The sequence below is a fragment of the Streptomyces sp. MJM8645 genome (assembly GCF_001625365.1).
In the GTDB taxonomy this organism is placed as follows: Bacteria; Actinomycetota; Actinomycetes; order Streptomycetales; family Streptomycetaceae; genus Kitasatospora.
Genome location: NZ_LJJF01000002.1, coordinates 226,945 through 242,605, shown reverse-complemented (window position 1 = coordinate 242,605; position 15,661 = coordinate 226,945). Strand labels below are relative to the sequence as shown.

The 15,661-nt window shown below is 69.8% G+C and carries 13 protein-coding genes and 1 pseudogene; 8 read left to right on the top strand and 6 right to left on the bottom strand.

The window, feature by feature from the left end; all coding sequences use genetic code 11:
• The first annotated feature begins 95 nt into the window (after nucleotides 1-95).
• Entirely contained in the window at nucleotides 96-1,046 is a 951-nt protein-coding gene (locus A6F73_RS32030; protein ID WP_063351883.1) for a MerR family transcriptional regulator, read from the top strand.
• A gap of 28 nt (nucleotides 1,047-1,074) precedes the next feature.
• Here the strand turns inward: A6F73_RS32030 and A6F73_RS42650 are convergent.
• Nucleotides 1,075-1,221 (bottom strand): annotated as a pseudogene (locus A6F73_RS42650) (IS256 family transposase); the annotation flags it as partial.
• A gap of 337 nt (nucleotides 1,222-1,558) precedes the next feature.
• Here A6F73_RS42650 and A6F73_RS41820 point away from each other — a divergent pair.
• From A6F73_RS41820 to A6F73_RS32015, 3 genes are all read left to right on the top strand, one after another.
• Entirely contained in the window at nucleotides 1,559-1,696 is a 138-nt protein-coding gene (locus A6F73_RS41820) for a hypothetical protein (protein WP_159398639.1), read from the top strand.
• A gap of 252 nt (nucleotides 1,697-1,948) precedes the next feature.
• Entirely contained in the window at nucleotides 1,949-3,292 is a 1,344-nt protein-coding gene (locus A6F73_RS32020; RefSeq protein WP_079136439.1) for a VCBS repeat-containing protein, read from the top strand.
• 57 nt (nucleotides 3,293-3,349) lie between these two features.
• Nucleotides 3,350-4,690, top strand: a complete 1,341-nt coding sequence (locus A6F73_RS32015; protein ID WP_063351880.1) for a VCBS repeat-containing protein — start codon at nucleotides 3,350-3,352, stop codon at nucleotides 4,688-4,690.
• A gap of 272 nt (nucleotides 4,691-4,962) precedes the next feature.
• Here A6F73_RS32015 and A6F73_RS32010 read toward each other — a convergent pair whose 3' ends face one another.
• Nucleotides 4,963-5,574 carry a hypothetical protein gene (locus A6F73_RS32010; RefSeq protein ID WP_063351879.1) on the bottom strand — a complete coding sequence of 204 codons (612 nt, stop codon included), beginning with the start codon at nucleotides 5,572-5,574 and terminating at the stop codon, nucleotides 4,963-4,965.
• 470 nt (nucleotides 5,575-6,044) lie between these two features.
• On the opposite strand from A6F73_RS32010, the gene A6F73_RS32005 reads away from it, so the two are divergent.
• Nucleotides 6,045-8,933, top strand: coding sequence for a trypsin-like serine protease (locus A6F73_RS32005; protein WP_159398638.1), 2,889 nt, complete (start codon nucleotides 6,045-6,047; stop codon nucleotides 8,931-8,933).
• Nucleotides 8,934-9,500: 567 nt separating this feature from the next.
• Here the strand turns inward: A6F73_RS32005 and A6F73_RS32000 are convergent.
• Entirely contained in the window at nucleotides 9,501-10,091 is a 591-nt protein-coding gene (locus A6F73_RS32000; RefSeq protein ID WP_063351877.1) for a hypothetical protein, read from the bottom strand.
• Nucleotides 10,092-10,176: 85 nt separating this feature from the next.
• Here A6F73_RS32000 and A6F73_RS42645 point away from each other — a divergent pair, with 85 nt between their 5' ends.
• Together A6F73_RS42645 and A6F73_RS31995 are read left to right on the top strand one after the other, a co-directional pair.
• Nucleotides 10,177-10,725, top strand: coding sequence for a hypothetical protein (locus A6F73_RS42645; protein WP_159398637.1), 549 nt, complete (start codon nucleotides 10,177-10,179; stop codon nucleotides 10,723-10,725).
• Between the two features lie 97 nt (nucleotides 10,726-10,822).
• On the top strand, nucleotides 10,823-11,728 hold the full coding sequence (locus A6F73_RS31995) for an alpha/beta fold hydrolase (RefSeq protein WP_063352689.1): 906 nt from the start codon (nucleotides 10,823-10,825) through the stop codon (nucleotides 11,726-11,728).
• 26 nt (nucleotides 11,729-11,754) lie between these two features.
• Here the strand turns inward: A6F73_RS31995 and A6F73_RS31990 are convergent, their stop codons facing one another.
• From A6F73_RS31990 to A6F73_RS31980, 3 genes are all read right to left on the bottom strand, one after another.
• Nucleotides 11,755-12,666, bottom strand: a complete 912-nt coding sequence (locus tag A6F73_RS31990) for an MBL fold metallo-hydrolase (protein WP_079136438.1) — start codon at nucleotides 12,664-12,666, stop codon at nucleotides 11,755-11,757.
• Between the two features lie 217 nt (nucleotides 12,667-12,883).
• Nucleotides 12,884-13,810: a LysR family transcriptional regulator gene (locus A6F73_RS31985; protein ID WP_063351876.1), complete on the bottom strand. Its 927-nt coding sequence runs from the start codon at nucleotides 13,808-13,810 to the stop codon at nucleotides 12,884-12,886.
• A 92-nt stretch (nucleotides 13,811-13,902) separates the two neighbouring features.
• On the bottom strand, nucleotides 13,903-14,634 hold the full coding sequence (locus A6F73_RS31980; protein ID WP_063351875.1) for an SDR family oxidoreductase: 732 nt from the start codon (nucleotides 14,632-14,634) through the stop codon (nucleotides 13,903-13,905).
• Nucleotides 14,635-14,829: 195 nt separating this feature from the next.
• Here A6F73_RS31980 and A6F73_RS31975 point away from each other — a divergent pair, with 195 nt between their 5' ends.
• Nucleotides 14,830-15,420: a TetR/AcrR family transcriptional regulator gene (locus tag A6F73_RS31975; RefSeq protein ID WP_063351874.1), complete on the top strand. Its 591-nt coding sequence runs from the start codon at nucleotides 14,830-14,832 to the stop codon at nucleotides 15,418-15,420.
• Nucleotides 15,421-15,661: the final 241 nt, after the last annotated feature.

Sequence of the window (15,661 nt, the reverse complement as noted above, 5' to 3'; positions counted from 1 at the left end):
ACCGACGCCCGCTGAGCGGTCCCGTGGGGTGGCGGGTGGTGGGTGGAGGGAAGATGACTTGAGTCTCCACCAGGGGGAGACGTGAGGGTGGGGGCATGGACGGCGACGGACTTTTCACGATCGGGGCTTTGGCCCGTAGGACCGGACTGACGGTCAAGACCATACGGTTCTACTCCGACATCGGGATCGTGCCGTCGACTGACCGAAGCCCGGCTGGCTACCGGCTCTACGACCTCACTGCGCTCGCACGCCTGGATCTGGTGCGCACTCTTCGCGACCTGGGCCTGGAACTTGCCGTCATTCGGCAGGTGCTGGACCGGGAGGTCTCGGTGTCCGCGGTCGCGGCGGCCCACGCCGACGCACTGGAGGTGCAGATCCGCACCCTCCGGCTGCGACGCGCGGTGCTGCGGGCGGTGGCCAAACGGGGCTCTACTCCCAAGGAGATGGACCTCATGCACAAACTCGCGAAGCTCTCCGACGACGAACGCCGACGCCTCGTCAACGACTTCATCGACGACGCCTTCGGCGGTCTCGAAGCCAACCCCGACTTCGTGGCCCTGATGCGCTCGGCCATGCCCGAACTGCCCGACGACCCCGAGCCCGAGCAAGTCGACGCCTGGGTCGAACTCGTCGAACTCACCCAGGACCCGGACTTCCGCGCGTCCGTGCGACGGATGGCCCAGCACCAGGCGAACGAGCGCGCCCAGGGCGACACCACCGGCCTGCACCAGGAGCTCACCGAAGCCGTCCGCGACCGGGTCGGCGACGCCCTCGACGCCGGCATCGCCCCGGCCTCCGCCGAGGCTGTACCCGTCGTCGGTGACCTGACCGCCCGCTATGCCCAAGTTTTCAACCGTGCGGACGACGGCGAGCTGCGCGAGTGGTTGCTGACGCGTCTGGAGACGGCCAACAACCCTCGGGCGGAACGCTACTGGCACCTCCTCGCCGTGATCAACGCATGGCCCGCCCCGCCGAGCCTCGCGCCCGTGTTCGCCTGGCTCATCGCAGCCCTGCGCGCCGGGACCAGCAGCCCCACCACCGCGTAACCTCCCGCCCGGCCCTCGCAGCCCCTGATCAGGCTGCGAGGGCCGCGGCACGTTCGACGAGCAGGCCGCGGTCGAAGCGAGCACCGGCGCGGACGAGCGCGACCAGGTGGGCGCCGTTGGCGGCGCGCCACCGGGCCTGGGCGGACTCGACCAGCTTGAACACCATCGCGAGTCCGGTCCACGCCTCGGACGATTCGCGGTGGCCGTCGGCCATGGCCACCACGTTCAGGGCCGCAGTCCGAACCGTCACCGGCCGCATTCCGGAACGTCGATCGCCCTGCAGTCGTATGCGTCGGCCCGAGGCGCTGGGCGTCCGCATCCGACCACGGTGGACGGCTTGGGCCAAGGCCGGTTCAGGCCAGCACAGAACCCTAGTTGGGCCACTGGTCGGCGGGCAGGATCGTACCCAACGGCAGCGACAAGCAGCCGAAAGGAACCGGGGCAGCGTCACCGTGGGACGCACCGGATCCGGGCCACTCCCTGTTGCGCGTGAGTCCCGAAGGAGCCCTGCCATGATCCGCACCCGCATCGCGAAGACCGCCGCGGTCGCCGCCCTCGTCACCCCGCTCGTCACCGCCACCTCGCTCGTCACCGCCACCCTGCTTCCGACGCCGCCCCTGGTGAGCATCGACACCATGGGCCGGCAGTAGCAGCCCACTTCGGGCCCACCCGCACGTCACCGGCCCGGGCACCGCGCCCGTCGCCGCGATGGCGCCGCGCGGCCGGGGCGGTCGCCGAACCGGGGCGTTCTCACTCCGCTCTCACGTGTTGCGCGCCGGGCTTGTCCATGCCCTGTCCGGCGCACGGTCAAAGGCGAATTCCCTCAGTGCCCTTGAGACCTGTCGTGGCCCAGGTCTCTGGCGACGACACATCCGACCTGCGAACGAAGGAAACGTTTCACCATGAAGAGGACTGTGCGCAACGCCCTGCAACTTCTCGCGGTGAGTGCGGTCCTGGCCGGCGGGATGATGATTGCGACGAGCCCCGCGCACGCGACCCTGCCCGATGTGTCCTGCGGCACGGTCACCTCCGCCGACACCACCGCCGCCGCCCAACTGAACCAACAGCTCACCGGCAGCCTGCGGAACGCGATGAACGCGTACCGGATGTCCTGCGCCCGGGCCATCGTCAACACCGTGCGGGCCAACGGCTTACCGCAGCAGGCCGAGGTCATCGCGATCACCACGGCGATCGTGGAATCCACCCTGCGGAACAACCCGAACATGGAGGACCACGACAGTGTCGGCCTGTTCCAGCAGCGGGCCTCGTGGGGCACCACCGCGCAGCGGCTCGACCCGGCGACGACGACCCGCAAGTTCATCAGCGCGATGCTCTCGACGTATCCGAACAACACGTGGCAGAGCAAGTCGATCGGCGAGGTCTGCCAAGGCGTCCAGCAGTCGGCCTATCCCAGCCTCTACCAGGGGCAGGCGGCCGACGCGCAGAAGATCGTCAACGCCATCGGCCAGAGCCCCGCTATTCCGGTGGGGATGACGGGTTTTGCGTCGGCTGACTTCAATGGTGACGGGAAGACCGATCTGGCGGCGGTGGACGCGGCGACGGGGAAGATGTACCTGTACCCGGGTACCGGTGTCGGTACGTTCGGTGAGCGGAGTCTGATCGGTACCGGTTGGGACACGGTCAGCAATGTGACGCCGGGTGACTTCAACGGGGATGGGAAGGCCGATCTCGCCGCGGTGAACACCGCTAACGGGAATCTGTACGTCTATCCGGGCAATGGCGCCGGCGCGTTCGGCACGCCGTGGTTGGCGGGCACCGGCTGGAACAACTTGGACCACCTCATCGGCGGTGACTTCAACGGTGACGGGAAGTCGGACATCGCCGCGGTCGGTACTGCTGACGGGAATCTGTACGTCTATCCGGGTAACGGTGCCGGCTCTTTCGCGGCCCCGATCAACGCCGGTACCGGTTGGAACACCGTGGGTAAATTCGCGAGCGGTGACTTCAACGGTGACGGGAAGTCGGACATCGCCGCGGTCGGTACCGCTGACGGGAATCTGTACATCTATCCGGGCAACGGCGCCGGTTCGTTCGCAGCCCCGATCAACGCCGGCACCGGCTGGAACATCATGCGCGACCTCATCGGCGGCGACTTCAACGCCGACGGGAAGTCGGACATCGCAGCCGTCCAGGCTCCCCAAGGATCCACCGGCGACATGTACTTCTACCCCGGCACCGGCCAGAACACCTTCGGCAACCGCACCAACATCGGCACCGGCTGGTAGCCACCCCCCCAACCCAGCAGCCGACACACACCATTGACCAGATCGAGGTAGACAGCCATGCCCAAGAACAGCCGCTTCCGCCGCGCGTCCGTTCTCGTTCCGTTAATCGCCGCCATGGCCGCCGTGGGCCTGACCGCGCCGCCCGCCCAGGCCGGCTCCTCCCTCGGAGGCCCCGTCAACCGATCCGAGATCCTGCAGCGCGCCCAGTACTGGGACGCCCAGAACGTCCAGTACAACCAGGGCGCGACGTACGGGGACGGCGACGGCCACACCTACCGCACCGACTGTTCAGGGTTCATCTCGATGGCTTGGCACCTGTCGGCCACCGGGCTCGGCTCGCCGACCACCAATACCCTCGACAGCCGATCGCTGAGCACGCGCATCAACAAGAGCGAACTCCGCCCAGGCGACGCGCTGGACAACATCAGCGACCACGTCGTGCTCTTCGTGAGGTGGAACAACCAGGCGACCGGGGACTTCACCTACATCCACCAGTCGAACCCGAGGACCGACGTGACCTATGGGAACGGGAACGTCTACAGCGGAAACATCTCGAGCTACCCGGCGAGCAGCTATGTGGCCCTCCGTCTCAACAAGGTCGTTGAGGACAACACCACGCCTCCGCCGGCGACTCCGGTGGGGATGACGGGTTTTGCGTCGGCTGACTTCAATGGTGACGGGAAGACCGATCTGGCGGCGGTGGACGCGGCGACGGGGAAGATGTACCTGTACCCGGGTACCGGTGTCGGTACGTTCGGTGAGCGGAGTCTGATCGGTACCGGTTGGGACACGGTCAGCAATGTGACGCCGGGTGACTTCAACGGGGATGGGAAGGTCGATCTCGCCGCGGTGAACACCGCCAACGGGAATCTGTACGTCTATCCGGGCAATGGCGCCGGCGCATTCGGCACGCCGTGGTTGGCGGGCACCGGCTGGAACAACCTGGACCACCTCATCGGCGGTGACTTCAACGGTGACGGGAAGTCGGACATCGCCGCGGTCGGTACTGCTGACGGGAATCTGTACGTCTATCCGGGTAACGGTGCCGGTTCCTTCGCAGCGCCGATCAACGCCGGCACCGGTTGGAACACCGTGGGTAAATTCGCGAGCGGTGACTTCAACGGTGACGGGAAGTCGGACATCGCCGCGGTAGGCACCGCTGACGGGAATCTGTACATCTATCCGGGCAACGGCGCCGGTTCCTTCGCAGCCCCGATCAACGCCGGCACCGGCTGGAACATCATGCGCGACCTCATCGGCGGCGACTTCAACGCCGACGGCAGGACCGACATCGCAGCCGTCCAGGCTCCCCAAGGATCCACCGGTGACATGTACTTCTACCCCGGCACCGGCCAGAGCACCTTCGGCAACCGCGCCAACATCGGCACCGACTGGTAGACCCTGGGTGACGAACCCGCTCTGACGCGAGAACCCGCCCCGGGCCCGGCGGGTTCTCGCGTCAGAGGCGCACTGCTTCGACACGACCGCCGGCTGACCCTGTGTCGAGACCGTCGTACGGGCGGTCCGCCGCTGCCGGATCATCGGGGCGCGGAGGTGAAGGCCTGCGAGGTAGCTCTCAGGTGTCTTGCCGTACCTGGTGCGGGACCTGCGGCAGCGAGGTGACGCCCTGGAGGGGGCGGGTGCGCACCCATCGACAGGGCGCGCCGCTGTCAGAGTTCGGGGAGCGGACAGCCCCGGCCGCTGCCGATCAGCTTGTTGACGACGCTCAGCGCGTCCTCGTGGCGGAACAGCACGGCGTACGGCAGTGCCGCCGCCGAGTGCCGTCGTACCAGTGTGGTCTGGTCCTCGGGAAGTTCCGGGTCCGCGACCAGCTCGGCCTGTGCGAGCAGCTCGGGTTGGTCGGTGCGGACCAGCTCCGCAGCGCAGAACCGTTCGAGTTGGTCCGGCCACGCCACGGCGACGCTCGGGCGCGGCCCGGGGGCAGCCGCCGGCGTCGCCAGCCAGGCCCGCACCGGGTCGTCGGAGGGTACGCGGCCGGGTTCGAAGAACGACCAGAACGTTCCCGGCCACATGGCGGAGGCGCGGTAGGCGGTGATCGACACATGGCTGCCCGTGGTCAGGTCGACTGCCAGGTGCACCGGCACGCCTTCCTCGTACCAGTGCGCTCCGTACTCACAGACGGCGAAGCGACGTCCGTCGTGGTCGAGGAGTACGAACGAGGTGTTACGGCGGCGCTTGGTGGCCAGGTCATGCCGTGTCACCAGGACGTCCAGCAACTCCTGGTGCCGTTCCGGTAGTTCCTCGCGGGAGAGGTTGAGCACGGGAGCCTCCAGGTCGACTGTTCGGCGGATCGGGTTCCCACTCTGCCCGTCCGGGAGCGATGAGGTGTGCGAATTAGATGTTTCCGGGACGTCCCGTCGCAGCCGATCCGGTCCGAACGCCCGGCGGTGGCCAAACGGCGAACCGGCCGGTGGCATCCGGGCATCCGGGCGTCCGAACCACGGACCGGCAAGCGTTCTCGGCCGACCCGCACCTGCTCTGAACTGCGCGTTCACCCCCGCCCGTAGGCACGGGTGAGAGGGCGCCGAGGCGCCCCACAGTTTCGAGCCCCGAGGAGTTCCCGTTGGTCCACCACATCGAAGATCCGGCCCGCCGCAGGGGCAGGTGGCGAAGGCCGCTCGTGGCCTTCGCCACCGCGACCGCCGTCGTGGGAGTGCTCGCGGCTCCCGGCATCGCGCCCGTGGCGAACTCCTTCGGGAGCCCTTCACCCTTCTTGTCCTGGCATCAACTGATGGACATCCAGGGCAAGATGAACGAGACCGCTTCGGCCGTGGAACAGGTGTCGGGTCAGATCGGCAGCCAGGCCCTCGCCGGCGTGGTCGCCGCCCCCGAGACGAAGCACCTCACGATCTACTGGCACGGCGAGCTGGCGCCCGAGGTCCGGGCGGTCGTCGCGCACAGCCCGGTGCGCGTCGACGTCAAGTCGGCGCCGCACAGTGCGCAGGACCTGAAGGACGCCTCGCGCGAGGTGACGCGCATCGCCGATTCCGTCGGAGTGCGGATCACCGACGTGGCGATGCCGCAGGACGGGAGCGGCCTCACCGCGACCGTGGTGGGCGGCGAGGCCGACGCACAGCGGCTGCGGCGGGCGGTGGCGTCCGTGAGCGTTCCGGTGACGGTCGAAGCGAACGGCACGGAGTCGATCAGCCTCGGCGAACCCTCGCGCCGGAGCGATCCGAGTGCCGGCGGCGCGCAGATCATCGCACCGTTCTGCAGCACGGCGTTCGCGATCAAGTACCGCGACGAGAACGCCATGCTCACCGCGGACCACTGCTTCATGCCGAACAACGAGACCAACGTCCGGTACGGCGTGGACGATTCGGGCGGACAGGGGCCGGCGATCGGCACCCGGATCTCGCCCCACATCGTCCGCCAGGACGAGAGGGGGCCCGTCTACCTCGACGCGGCCGTCATCAAGCCGTCTTCGAACATCACGATGGACCAGCAGATCTGGACGGGCGGCGCGGCCGACCAGTCCAGCATCTCGCAGACCAAGAAGTGGGTGAGCGCCGCGCAGGTGGCGCACGAGGGGAACTGGATCTGCAACGAGGGCTCCCGCTCGGGCGAGATCTGCAACATCCAGGTCACCACCAAGGTGACCGACTACTACGCCAAGGGTCCCGACAACCTGGGCGGCGAGATCGAGCACCACTACATGTACGGGTGGAAGGCCCTCAAGCAGTTCACCGCCGCCGACAACTCGTCCATCGCGGCCCGCAGGGGTGACAGCGGAGGGCCCGTCGTGCTGGGAGGCGGCCCGGGCCTGCCGGGGGCGCCGCCCAACATCACGGCCCTGGGCATCGTCTCGGCCACCACGGGTGGAACCTGGAGCTGCAAGACGCCGGGGAAGACGATGGCGACCACCTGCTCGGGCGGCATCATGTTCGTCGGCCTGGAGGACGCCCTCCCCATGCTGGGCGCCAAGATCGGCGTTCGCGACTGGAGCACCGGGCACGTGAGCTGGGAGGACTACGGCAGCGGCGGCGGGGGCGTGGCGATGGGCTCCGACCCCAAGCCGCACGACCACACCGAACTGGTCGACGGCAACGGTGCGGCGATGGCCTACGACCTGCCGAGCGGCCGGCTCGTCGGCAGCCAGCCCGGTGACCCGCGGGCCGACTGGGAAATCCTCCAGACGACGGACGGCGGCTGGATGTTCCGGAACCTCGCCGCCCCCAACGAGTACCTGGGCCAGTCCGCCGACGTCGGACTCCAGATGTCGGACTGGGAGGGCGGCCACTGGTACTTCCACCTCCAGATCAAGGGCGGGAACTGTCTCGCACTGTGGCCCGGCGCGAGTGTGCCGAACAGCATCGCGACACCCGGCAACGCCCCGTGCGACCACAACGACGAGAACCAGCTCTTCAAACTGGTGCCGGTCGGCGACGAGGACGCCGACCTGCCGAGCACGCCCGGCCCCCCGCCCGCGGACAGCCTGCACCTGCCGTCCCAGCAGCCGCCGGTGAAGCCCTCCGGGCCTTCCGTGGACGCGGCCTACTCCTTCCTCGCCCAGCGCCTCGACGCCCACGGCACCGGCAGCACGCTGCGCGTGCCCCGCAGCTACCAGGGCGGGCACTTCGAGGACCCGAAGCTGTTCGGCCCGGACGGCTTCCAGGCCTCCTTCACGTACGACAACGCGCTCGTCATCACCGCGTTCCTGCAACGCGGCGGAACCGACGACGTCGCCCACGCCACGGCGCTCGGCGACAGCCTGCTGTACGCCCAGGCCCACGACATCACCCCGGACGGCCGCATCCGCGCCTCCTACGAGCCGGACCCCTTCGTCAAGACCCCGTCCGGCGAGCCGTACGTCGGCGGGTTCTCCGTCTACACCGGGAACATGGCCTGGGCCGGCATGGCGCTCACCCGGCTCTACCGGGTGACCGGCCAACAGCGCTTCCTGGACGGGGCGTTGAAGGCCGCCAACTGGATCCAGAACAACACCGCGGACACCCGCGGCGCCGGCGGCTACACCGGCGGCCTGCGCAACGACGACGGCACCGGCCAGACGATGGTCCCGCTCACCTGGAAGGCCACGGAGCACAACATCGACACCGGCGCCTTCTTCGCCATGCTCGCCGGCGTCACCGGCGACGCGGGCTGGGCGCAGCGCTCCACCAACGCGTTCCGGTTCGTGAAGTCCGTGCAGGCCGCCAACGGCCACCTGTGGACGGGCACCGGCCTGGACGGGGTGACCACCAACGACGACGTCGAGCCGGAGGACGTGCAGACCTGGAGCTACCTGGCCACCCTCGACCCGTCCTACGCGCCCGCCGTCGACTGGGCGGCCGGGCGGATGGCGGCCACCGACGGCCCGTACAGCGGGGTGGGCTTCAGCGGCAAGGACACCAGCGGCGTCTGGTTCGAGGGCACCGCCCACCTGCTGGCCGCCTATCAGGTCCGCCGCGCGGACGGCGACGCCGCGAAGGCGGCGACCCTGATGGCGACCCTGCAGAAGGCCCAGAGCGGTGCGGCCAACACGGACGGCAAGGGCATCGTCGCCGCCTCGCACGACGGCCTGGACACCGGGGAGGGCGACTTCTACTACTCCTCCCTCCACACCGGGGCGACCGCCTGGTACGTGATCGCCGCACAGGGCGGCAACCCCTTCCGCCTGTGACTGGCAGTCGCGGCCGCCGCACCGACGGCGGCCGCGACTCGCGGGACCGCAGCGTCAACTCCCCAGCGACCAGCCCGACGACTACGACCGGGCCTGCGAGGTCGAGGCCCTGGCTGAGGTGATCGGCCTGCGCGGCCACGGTCCCGTCAACCTTTTCGCGGGCTGTGGGTCGGTTGCCAGATGAGTGGGCTCCGGCCGATGACCGGAGCCCACTCATCTGGCGTCGGTGAGTTGCCGGTGCCTTCGCCTGACGGGGCGAAGGGCGTCTTCGGGGTCGGTGAGCGCCGCCTCTGTGACCGGTGATCAGCCTCCCCGTGATGCCCGACTATTCGCCCGTCCCGGCCTCGGGATCGGAGGCGGTCACGAACGAAAGCAGCTGACGCCCGAGACCTCTCCTCTCTCCCCCGGCCGGGGCGGCTGTGGGAGGGTTCCCTGGCCCGCCGTCGGCTCTGGTGCCGGCGGCAGGGGCCTGAGGTCTCGGGCAGCCGGCAACTCGGACGGGCGGTGTCCTTATGCGGGTTCACCAAGCTGTCCGTTGTCCGCATCGCGAACCTGGCAACCGCCCTACTACGGCAGACGATGGTCGTCGAAGGGGTTGTCGGGCTCGTGGGGTTCGTACCGCTCGAAGTCGGGGCGGTCGATGAGCTCAGCGACTGAGAAGGGGTGCCGGTGGTCGGTGAGGAGCCGGTGGACGAACTCGGCGGTGGAACCCTCGAACCGCGCCCAGCTGTCGCCGTCCTCGTTGCGGGCGATGACCGGCCACCGGTTCGGGTCTGCGTCCTCCGTCAGCCAGTAGAACTGGTCGGCCTGGACGGAGCCAGCCCACTGCAGGAGCCCGCCCGGGGCCGGGTGGAGCTGGTGAGGCCGGTAGAGGTCGGCGATGCCGGGGTCGGCGGCGGCGAGTTCGGCAAGGTGGAGGGTGTGCTCGACGAGGCACAGGAACTGCGGGAACGGGTCGTCGTGGCCGGGCGGGGGGCCGGGCAGGGAGATGTCGAGGAAGCCTGCGAACGTGCCAGGGCCGAAGTGCTCCGCCAGGTGCCGGTAGTCGGGGGGGCAGGGCGGTACCGAGCCTGGCCTCGGCCGACGACCAGTCGACGGGCCACTGCCGCGACTTCGGCCGGCCCGTCGCGGCGGCGAGCCGCCGAACCCAGCGGTCACCCGGCACGTCGACCTCTTCCTCCCCGTCCTCGGCGAGCAGGCAGGCCGTCGCCGGGTCGGCCCGGCGGGCCGTCACCGCGACCAGGTGCGGCGCGCCGCCGTCGTTGTCCCGGACGATCCCGCAGCCGATCCAGCGCTCGCCCACCGCCCACCCGCACAGCTCGACCAGACGCCCGGCGAACGGGGCTACCAGCGGCAGCCCGCTGTCGCCGTCGAGCGTCGGGTCGACGAAACCGCCGGTCGCGAGGTTGCGCGACGACCCCCAGCGCGGGCGCAGCGCCTCAACGAGGCGGCGGTGGGCGGTGGTGAGGTCGCCGTCGGCGGGCAGGCGGGCGATGTCCGGGGCCGGGCGGGTCAGCAGGGCGTCGATGCGGTGCAGGTGGTCGGTGGTGTCATTCATGGTGTCAGTCAACCGTGGGCCGCTGACAGGGGTTTCGGTAGTTCTCGCCGCTGGCGATCACAGGTCGACGGTCAGCCGGCGGATCGCCTCGGTGTAGATGCGGACCAGCTTGCTCAGGTCGCTGTTCTCTCGTCGTCGCCCGGGCGCGGTCCTTCGCGGGCGTGGACGAGCGGTGTCATGCGGCTGGCGGAGGTCGAGAGCCTCGAATGGCCTACCTGGTCGACCAACTCCTGAAGCCCGCGAACTATTCAGTATTCTACCATAATTCGATGGAAAGTCATATTCATTGGGGATGTGGAAAATTGGCAACTCGTTCGCTATGTTGGCGCCCATGACTGCTAGCGCTGAATTAATTGTCGAATCCGGCGAATTGCGCCTGTGGACCGAACGGGTCGGCAACTCGAACGACCCGGCGGTCCTCCTGGTGATGGGGACCGCCGCACCCGGCATCGGATGGCCGGACGAGCTGGTGGATGTGCTGGCCGCCAGCGGTCGCCAGGTCATCCGCTACGACCACCGGGACACCGGCCGCTCCACCTGCCTGGACTTCGCCACCCACCCCTACACGCTGGCGGACATGGCAGCCGATGCGACGGCCGTGCTCGACGGCCACGGAGTCGCCGCCGCGCACATCGTCGGGGCCTCCCTGGGCGGTGCGATCGGCCAATGGCTGGCCGTTCACCGCCCTGAACGCGTACTGACTCTGACCGCGATGATGACCGGCCCGATGGGCCACAGCGCGGGCCCGGCCTGGGCGCGCGCCATGGCCGGTCGGGCACCCGACCCCAGCGACCTGCCGCCACCCGCAGCACGCTTCCTGGCGCACCTCGCACAACGCGCCGCTCTCCCGCAGGGGACTCGCGACGAGTACGTCACAGCGAACCTGGAGACGTGGCGCGTGCTCAACGGCGACATCCTTCCCTTCGACAAGCCTGCCGCTCGCCGCTTCGTGGAAGCCTCCTTCGACCGGACCGGTAACCACAGTGCGGCCCTCAACCACGATCTGGCTGGACGCCACATGACCGAAGACCGCCTTGCTCCGCTGTCCTCGATCAGGGCCCCGACACTGGTCATGCACGGCACGGAAGATCCCCTGCGCCCGCTACCGCATGGCCGTGCCCTCGCCGATGAAATCCCTCACTCCCGATTCCAGCCGATTCCCGGTATGGGGCACACACTGTTCTCCCCCGGACTTCCCCAGCAGATCGGCGAAATCATTCGCGAGCACACCGTGTAGGGAGCGGAACGTCGGGTAGGCAGCGGTCAGTCGGCGACGGCTCGCCAGGCGGGGCCGTCACCGTCGAGGTGAACCCGGCCGAACACCACGTCCGCGAAATGGACGCCGAAGCCGATCGTGCCCGGTCGGGCCAACTCGGCGACCAGGCGCCGGCGTTCCTGTGCGGCCCGGTCGGGGTCGAGGTCGGCGGCGGCCGACCATTCGGGGTGGTCCACCTGGACCGGTGAGTGCATGGCGTCGCCGAAGGCGATCAGCCGCTCGCCGCCCCCGGCGATGACGTAGGACGCGTGCCCGGCGGTGTGGCCGGGGGTGAGCAGCACGTGCACGCCGGGGAAGATCTCGTCGCCGTCGAGGACGGTGCGCACCTGTGGTGCCATGATCCGGAGGATCTCGTCGGTGATGCCGCGCGCCGCCAGGAGGTGGCGGTGTGCCCATTCGGGTGCGGCGACCAGGAGGTCGCGGCCGGCGAACGCGGGCAGGTCGCGGTCCGGGGCGGGGTTCCAGGCCCAGCCGATGTGGTCGAGGTGCAGGTGGGTGATGGCGACGGCCTCGATCGTGGCCGGCGGACGGCCCAGTGCGGCCAGGTTGTCGAGCAGCGCACCGCCGTGAATGGCCCCGCGCGGATTGCCCGGCTGAGCCGGGATCGACTGCGGGCCGAAGCCCGTGTCGATCAGCAGCGCACGGTCGCCGTGCTCCACCAGCAGCGCGCCGATGCCCGCCGCCAGGTTGCCGGAGTCGTCGAGGTACTGGGGGTGGGCGGCCCAGTCCTCCTCCGTGCTGCGGGGGAACCAGCCGCGCGCGCTGAGTTCCACCGCCCCGTCCGGCACGTAGGTCACCTTCGTGTCGCCGAGTCGGAGTGATCGTGTCATCGCCGGTCGCCGCAGTCGCTCGGCCAGCGGCGTCCGGTCCGTGGCCTGTTCCTTCGGGGTGTTCGTCATGGTCGCTCTCCTGGGGCGTGGCGGTGAAGGCGCGTTCGGTCGGTTTCGGTCCGACGTGGCGCCGGCCCGGTGGCGGGCGTGCCGAGCAGGGCACGGCCCGCGGATCGAGTGGGGAACCGTGGTCGGCGGTACCGGCCGCATCGGCGGCAGTGACCGCGGGTGTCCAGTTCACTCCGGTTGGAGCTCGCGATCCAGCAGCACTTCGAGTTCGCGACGATCACGAATCGCGATCGTCGCGCGCCGCCTCCCGACAGGCCTCCAGCAGGAAGCGCACGCGCTCGGGGGCGGCGGCACCGTGCACCGCCAACACGGTGGGCAGGGAGAGTGCCGCCTCGGCGCTCCGCGCTCCGGCCGGGGAACGCACCGGCAGGAAGGCCACCTGGTCGCCGCGCAGCTGGTGGGCGTGCGCCGCGTACACCACCGTCCAACCGGCAGCACCCGCGCCCAGCGCCGCAAGGGTGTCCTGGAGTGAACTGTGCGGTGGTCCGGGCACGGGCTCGAACCCGGCGTCCCGGCAGGCACCCATGACCAGATCGACCAGCGGCGGGTTGCTCCGGCGTTCCGTCAGGTGAAGCGGTAGCTCCGAGAGCCGGACGAGGTCGACCTCGTCCGCCCCGGCCAACGGGTGGCGGGCCGGCAGGGCGACCACGAGTTCCTCCTGCCACACCGGGATCAGCCGCACGCCTTGCGGCGTCGTCACCTCCCCGCGCACGAAGGCCGCGTCCCACTCCCGGTCGGCGACCCGCCGCAGGCGCTCCTCCGGCGCCGCCGACGCCAACTCCACCCGGGTGCCGGGCGCGTTTCGCCCCAGCGCCGCCAGCACCCGTTCCAACCGCACGCCCATGCCCCGGCTCGTCCCGACGCGCAGCACGGTCTCCCGCTCGGCGACGAAGCCGCCGACCAGGTCCAGGGCCCGTTGTTCGGCCGCCAACACCTCACGGGCGCCGGGCAGGAACGCCGCCCCCGCGGCAGTCAGCCGCACGCGGCGCCCCGAGCGGTCGAACAGCTCGACGCCCAGCTCACGCTCCAGCCGACCGATCTGCTGGCTGACGGCCGACTGCACGATCATCAACCGCTCGGCTGCGCGACCGAAGTGCAACTCCTCCGCCACCGCCACGAAGTACCGCAACTGACGAAATTCCATGACCTCGACCGGATCGGGAGCAGGGCACCGCCAGGCTACGGCAAGCACCGGTGCCCCGGTCCGACCGCTCACCTCACCCCGTCGCGGGGGGCCTATCCCTGGGCGGTGGGGCGAACGACGATGTCGCCGACGTCGACACCGTCCGGTTGTTCGATGGCGAAGGCGATGGCGCGGGCCACTGCGGCCGGCGGGAGGGCGATCTCCATCAGCTTGTCGATCTGGGCCTTCGCTGCCGGGTCCATGTGCTCCGCGAAGTCGGTGCGGACGGCGCCGGGTGAGACGACGGTCACGCGCAGGTTGGGGCCGGCCTCCTGGCGCAGGCCTTCGGAGACGGTGCGCACGGCGTTCTTGGTGGCGGCGTACACGGACTGGAGCGGGACGATGCGCAGTCCGGCGGTGGACACGGTGTTGACGAAGTGTCCGAATCCCTGCTCCCGGAAGAGGGGGAGGGCCGCCGCGATTCCGTACAGGACGCCTTTGAGGTTGACGTCGATCATCTGTTCCCAGTCCTCGACGCGCAGGTCGTCGAGGGGGGAGATCAGGCCGATCCCGGCGTTGCTGACGAGGACGTCGAGCTTGCCGTATCGGTCGCATGCCAGCTTGACGAGGTTGGGGAGGTCTTCGCGCCGCGTCACGTCCGTGCGGATCCAGGCGGCCTCGCCACCGGCCTGTTCGATGCGGGCGGCCAGGGCCGCGAGACGCTCCGGACGGCGTGCCCCGAGGACGACCTTCGCGCCGCGCTCGGCCAGCAGAAGCGCGGTCGCCTCGCCGATGCCGCTGCTGGCGCCTGTGATCGCCACGACCTTGCCTTCGATTCCTGGCATGCTCGCCTGTCCTTCCAGAGTGCGGATTGCGGAGTTGGAGTGCGGAGTGTGGAGTGCGGAGCAGAGGGGGCGTCCGGGCAGGTCGGACCATGCCCTAGAGTGAAAGTGGAGGCTCCGCCACTTCGCCCAGGTTAAGTGGCGGAGCCTCCACTTAGCAACGGAGAATGAGCAACGGAGAGAGGGAGCGAGCCGCCGATGACCCGAGAGGCAGGGCGCCCGCTGAGGGCCGACGCGCAGCGCAACCGGGACAAGATCCTGGCCGCCGCGGTGCGCGTGTTCAGCGAGGAGGGGCTCGACGCCCACTTCGAGCGCATCGCCAGGGAAGCGGGCGTGGGAACGGGCACGCTCTACCGCAACTTCCCGACCCGAGAGGCGCTGATCGAGGCGGCGTACCGCAACGAGGTGGCCCGGCTGTGCGAGGCCGCCTCCGGTCTCCTGGCGACGATGCCGCCCGCCGAGGCCCTGCGGGTGTGGACTCGCCGCTTCATCGACTATGCCACCGCCAAATTCGGCATGGCCGATGCCCTGCGAGCCGTCGTCGCCTCGGGCAGCAACCCCTACGCCGACAGTCACGAGATGATTCAGGGCGCCCTCAACTCCCTGATGGAGGCCGGTGCCGCCGCCGGAACGATCCGCTCCGACATCCGTCCGACCGACATGTTCGCCGCCCTCGCCGGAATCGCCCTCACCTCGGCCAAACCCGAGCAGCGCGAGCAGGCCGAACGCCTCCTCGACCTCACCCTGGACGGGCTGAGATCCGGGCCGCCCCAGCTGCCCGGTAACTGACGACAGGACCCGGACGTCACCAGGCCGCGGTTCGCCGCCCGCGCTGACGAGCGACGGACGAGCGACGGACGAGCGACGGACGAGCGACGGACGCCGCCCCGGACAGCGGCACCACCGGGATCCGCTCGATGGGGGAGCGGTTCGACCCGGACAGCGCTCCCCACCCGTCTGCAGCGGCGAGGCGCCCGAACGCCCGCAGGACTGCGTAGACAGCGCATCAACGCACCGCTGACCCCGGCGT

Excerpts from the sequence above, each read along its gene's own strand:
- A6F73_RS31980 (WP_063351875.1), bottom strand. The coding sequence starts at position 14,634 with ATGCCAGGAATCGAAGGCAAGGTCGTGGCGATCACAGGCGCCAGCAGC.
- A6F73_RS32015 (WP_063351880.1), top strand. The coding sequence starts at position 3,350 with ATGCCCAAGAACAGCCGCTTCCGCCGCGCGTCCGTTCTCGTTCCGTTA.
- A6F73_RS31995 (WP_063352689.1), top strand. The coding sequence starts at position 10,823 with ATGACTGCTAGCGCTGAATTAATTGTCGAATCCGGCGAATTGCGCCTG.
- A6F73_RS31990 (WP_079136438.1), bottom strand. The coding sequence starts at position 12,666 with ATGACGAACACCCCGAAGGAACAGGCCACGGACCGGACGCCGCTGGCC.
- A6F73_RS32005 (WP_159398638.1), top strand. The coding sequence starts at position 6,045 with ATGGACATCCAGGGCAAGATGAACGAGACCGCTTCGGCCGTGGAACAG.
- A6F73_RS31985 (WP_063351876.1), bottom strand. The coding sequence starts at position 13,810 with ATGGAATTTCGTCAGTTGCGGTACTTCGTGGCGGTGGCGGAGGAGTTG.
- A6F73_RS41820 (WP_159398639.1), top strand. The coding sequence starts at position 1,559 with ATGATCCGCACCCGCATCGCGAAGACCGCCGCGGTCGCCGCCCTCGTC.
- A6F73_RS31975 (WP_063351874.1), top strand. The coding sequence starts at position 14,830 with ATGACCCGAGAGGCAGGGCGCCCGCTGAGGGCCGACGCGCAGCGCAAC.
- A6F73_RS32020 (WP_079136439.1), top strand. The coding sequence starts at position 1,949 with ATGAAGAGGACTGTGCGCAACGCCCTGCAACTTCTCGCGGTGAGTGCG.
- A6F73_RS32030 (WP_063351883.1), top strand. The coding sequence starts at position 96 with ATGGACGGCGACGGACTTTTCACGATCGGGGCTTTGGCCCGTAGGACC.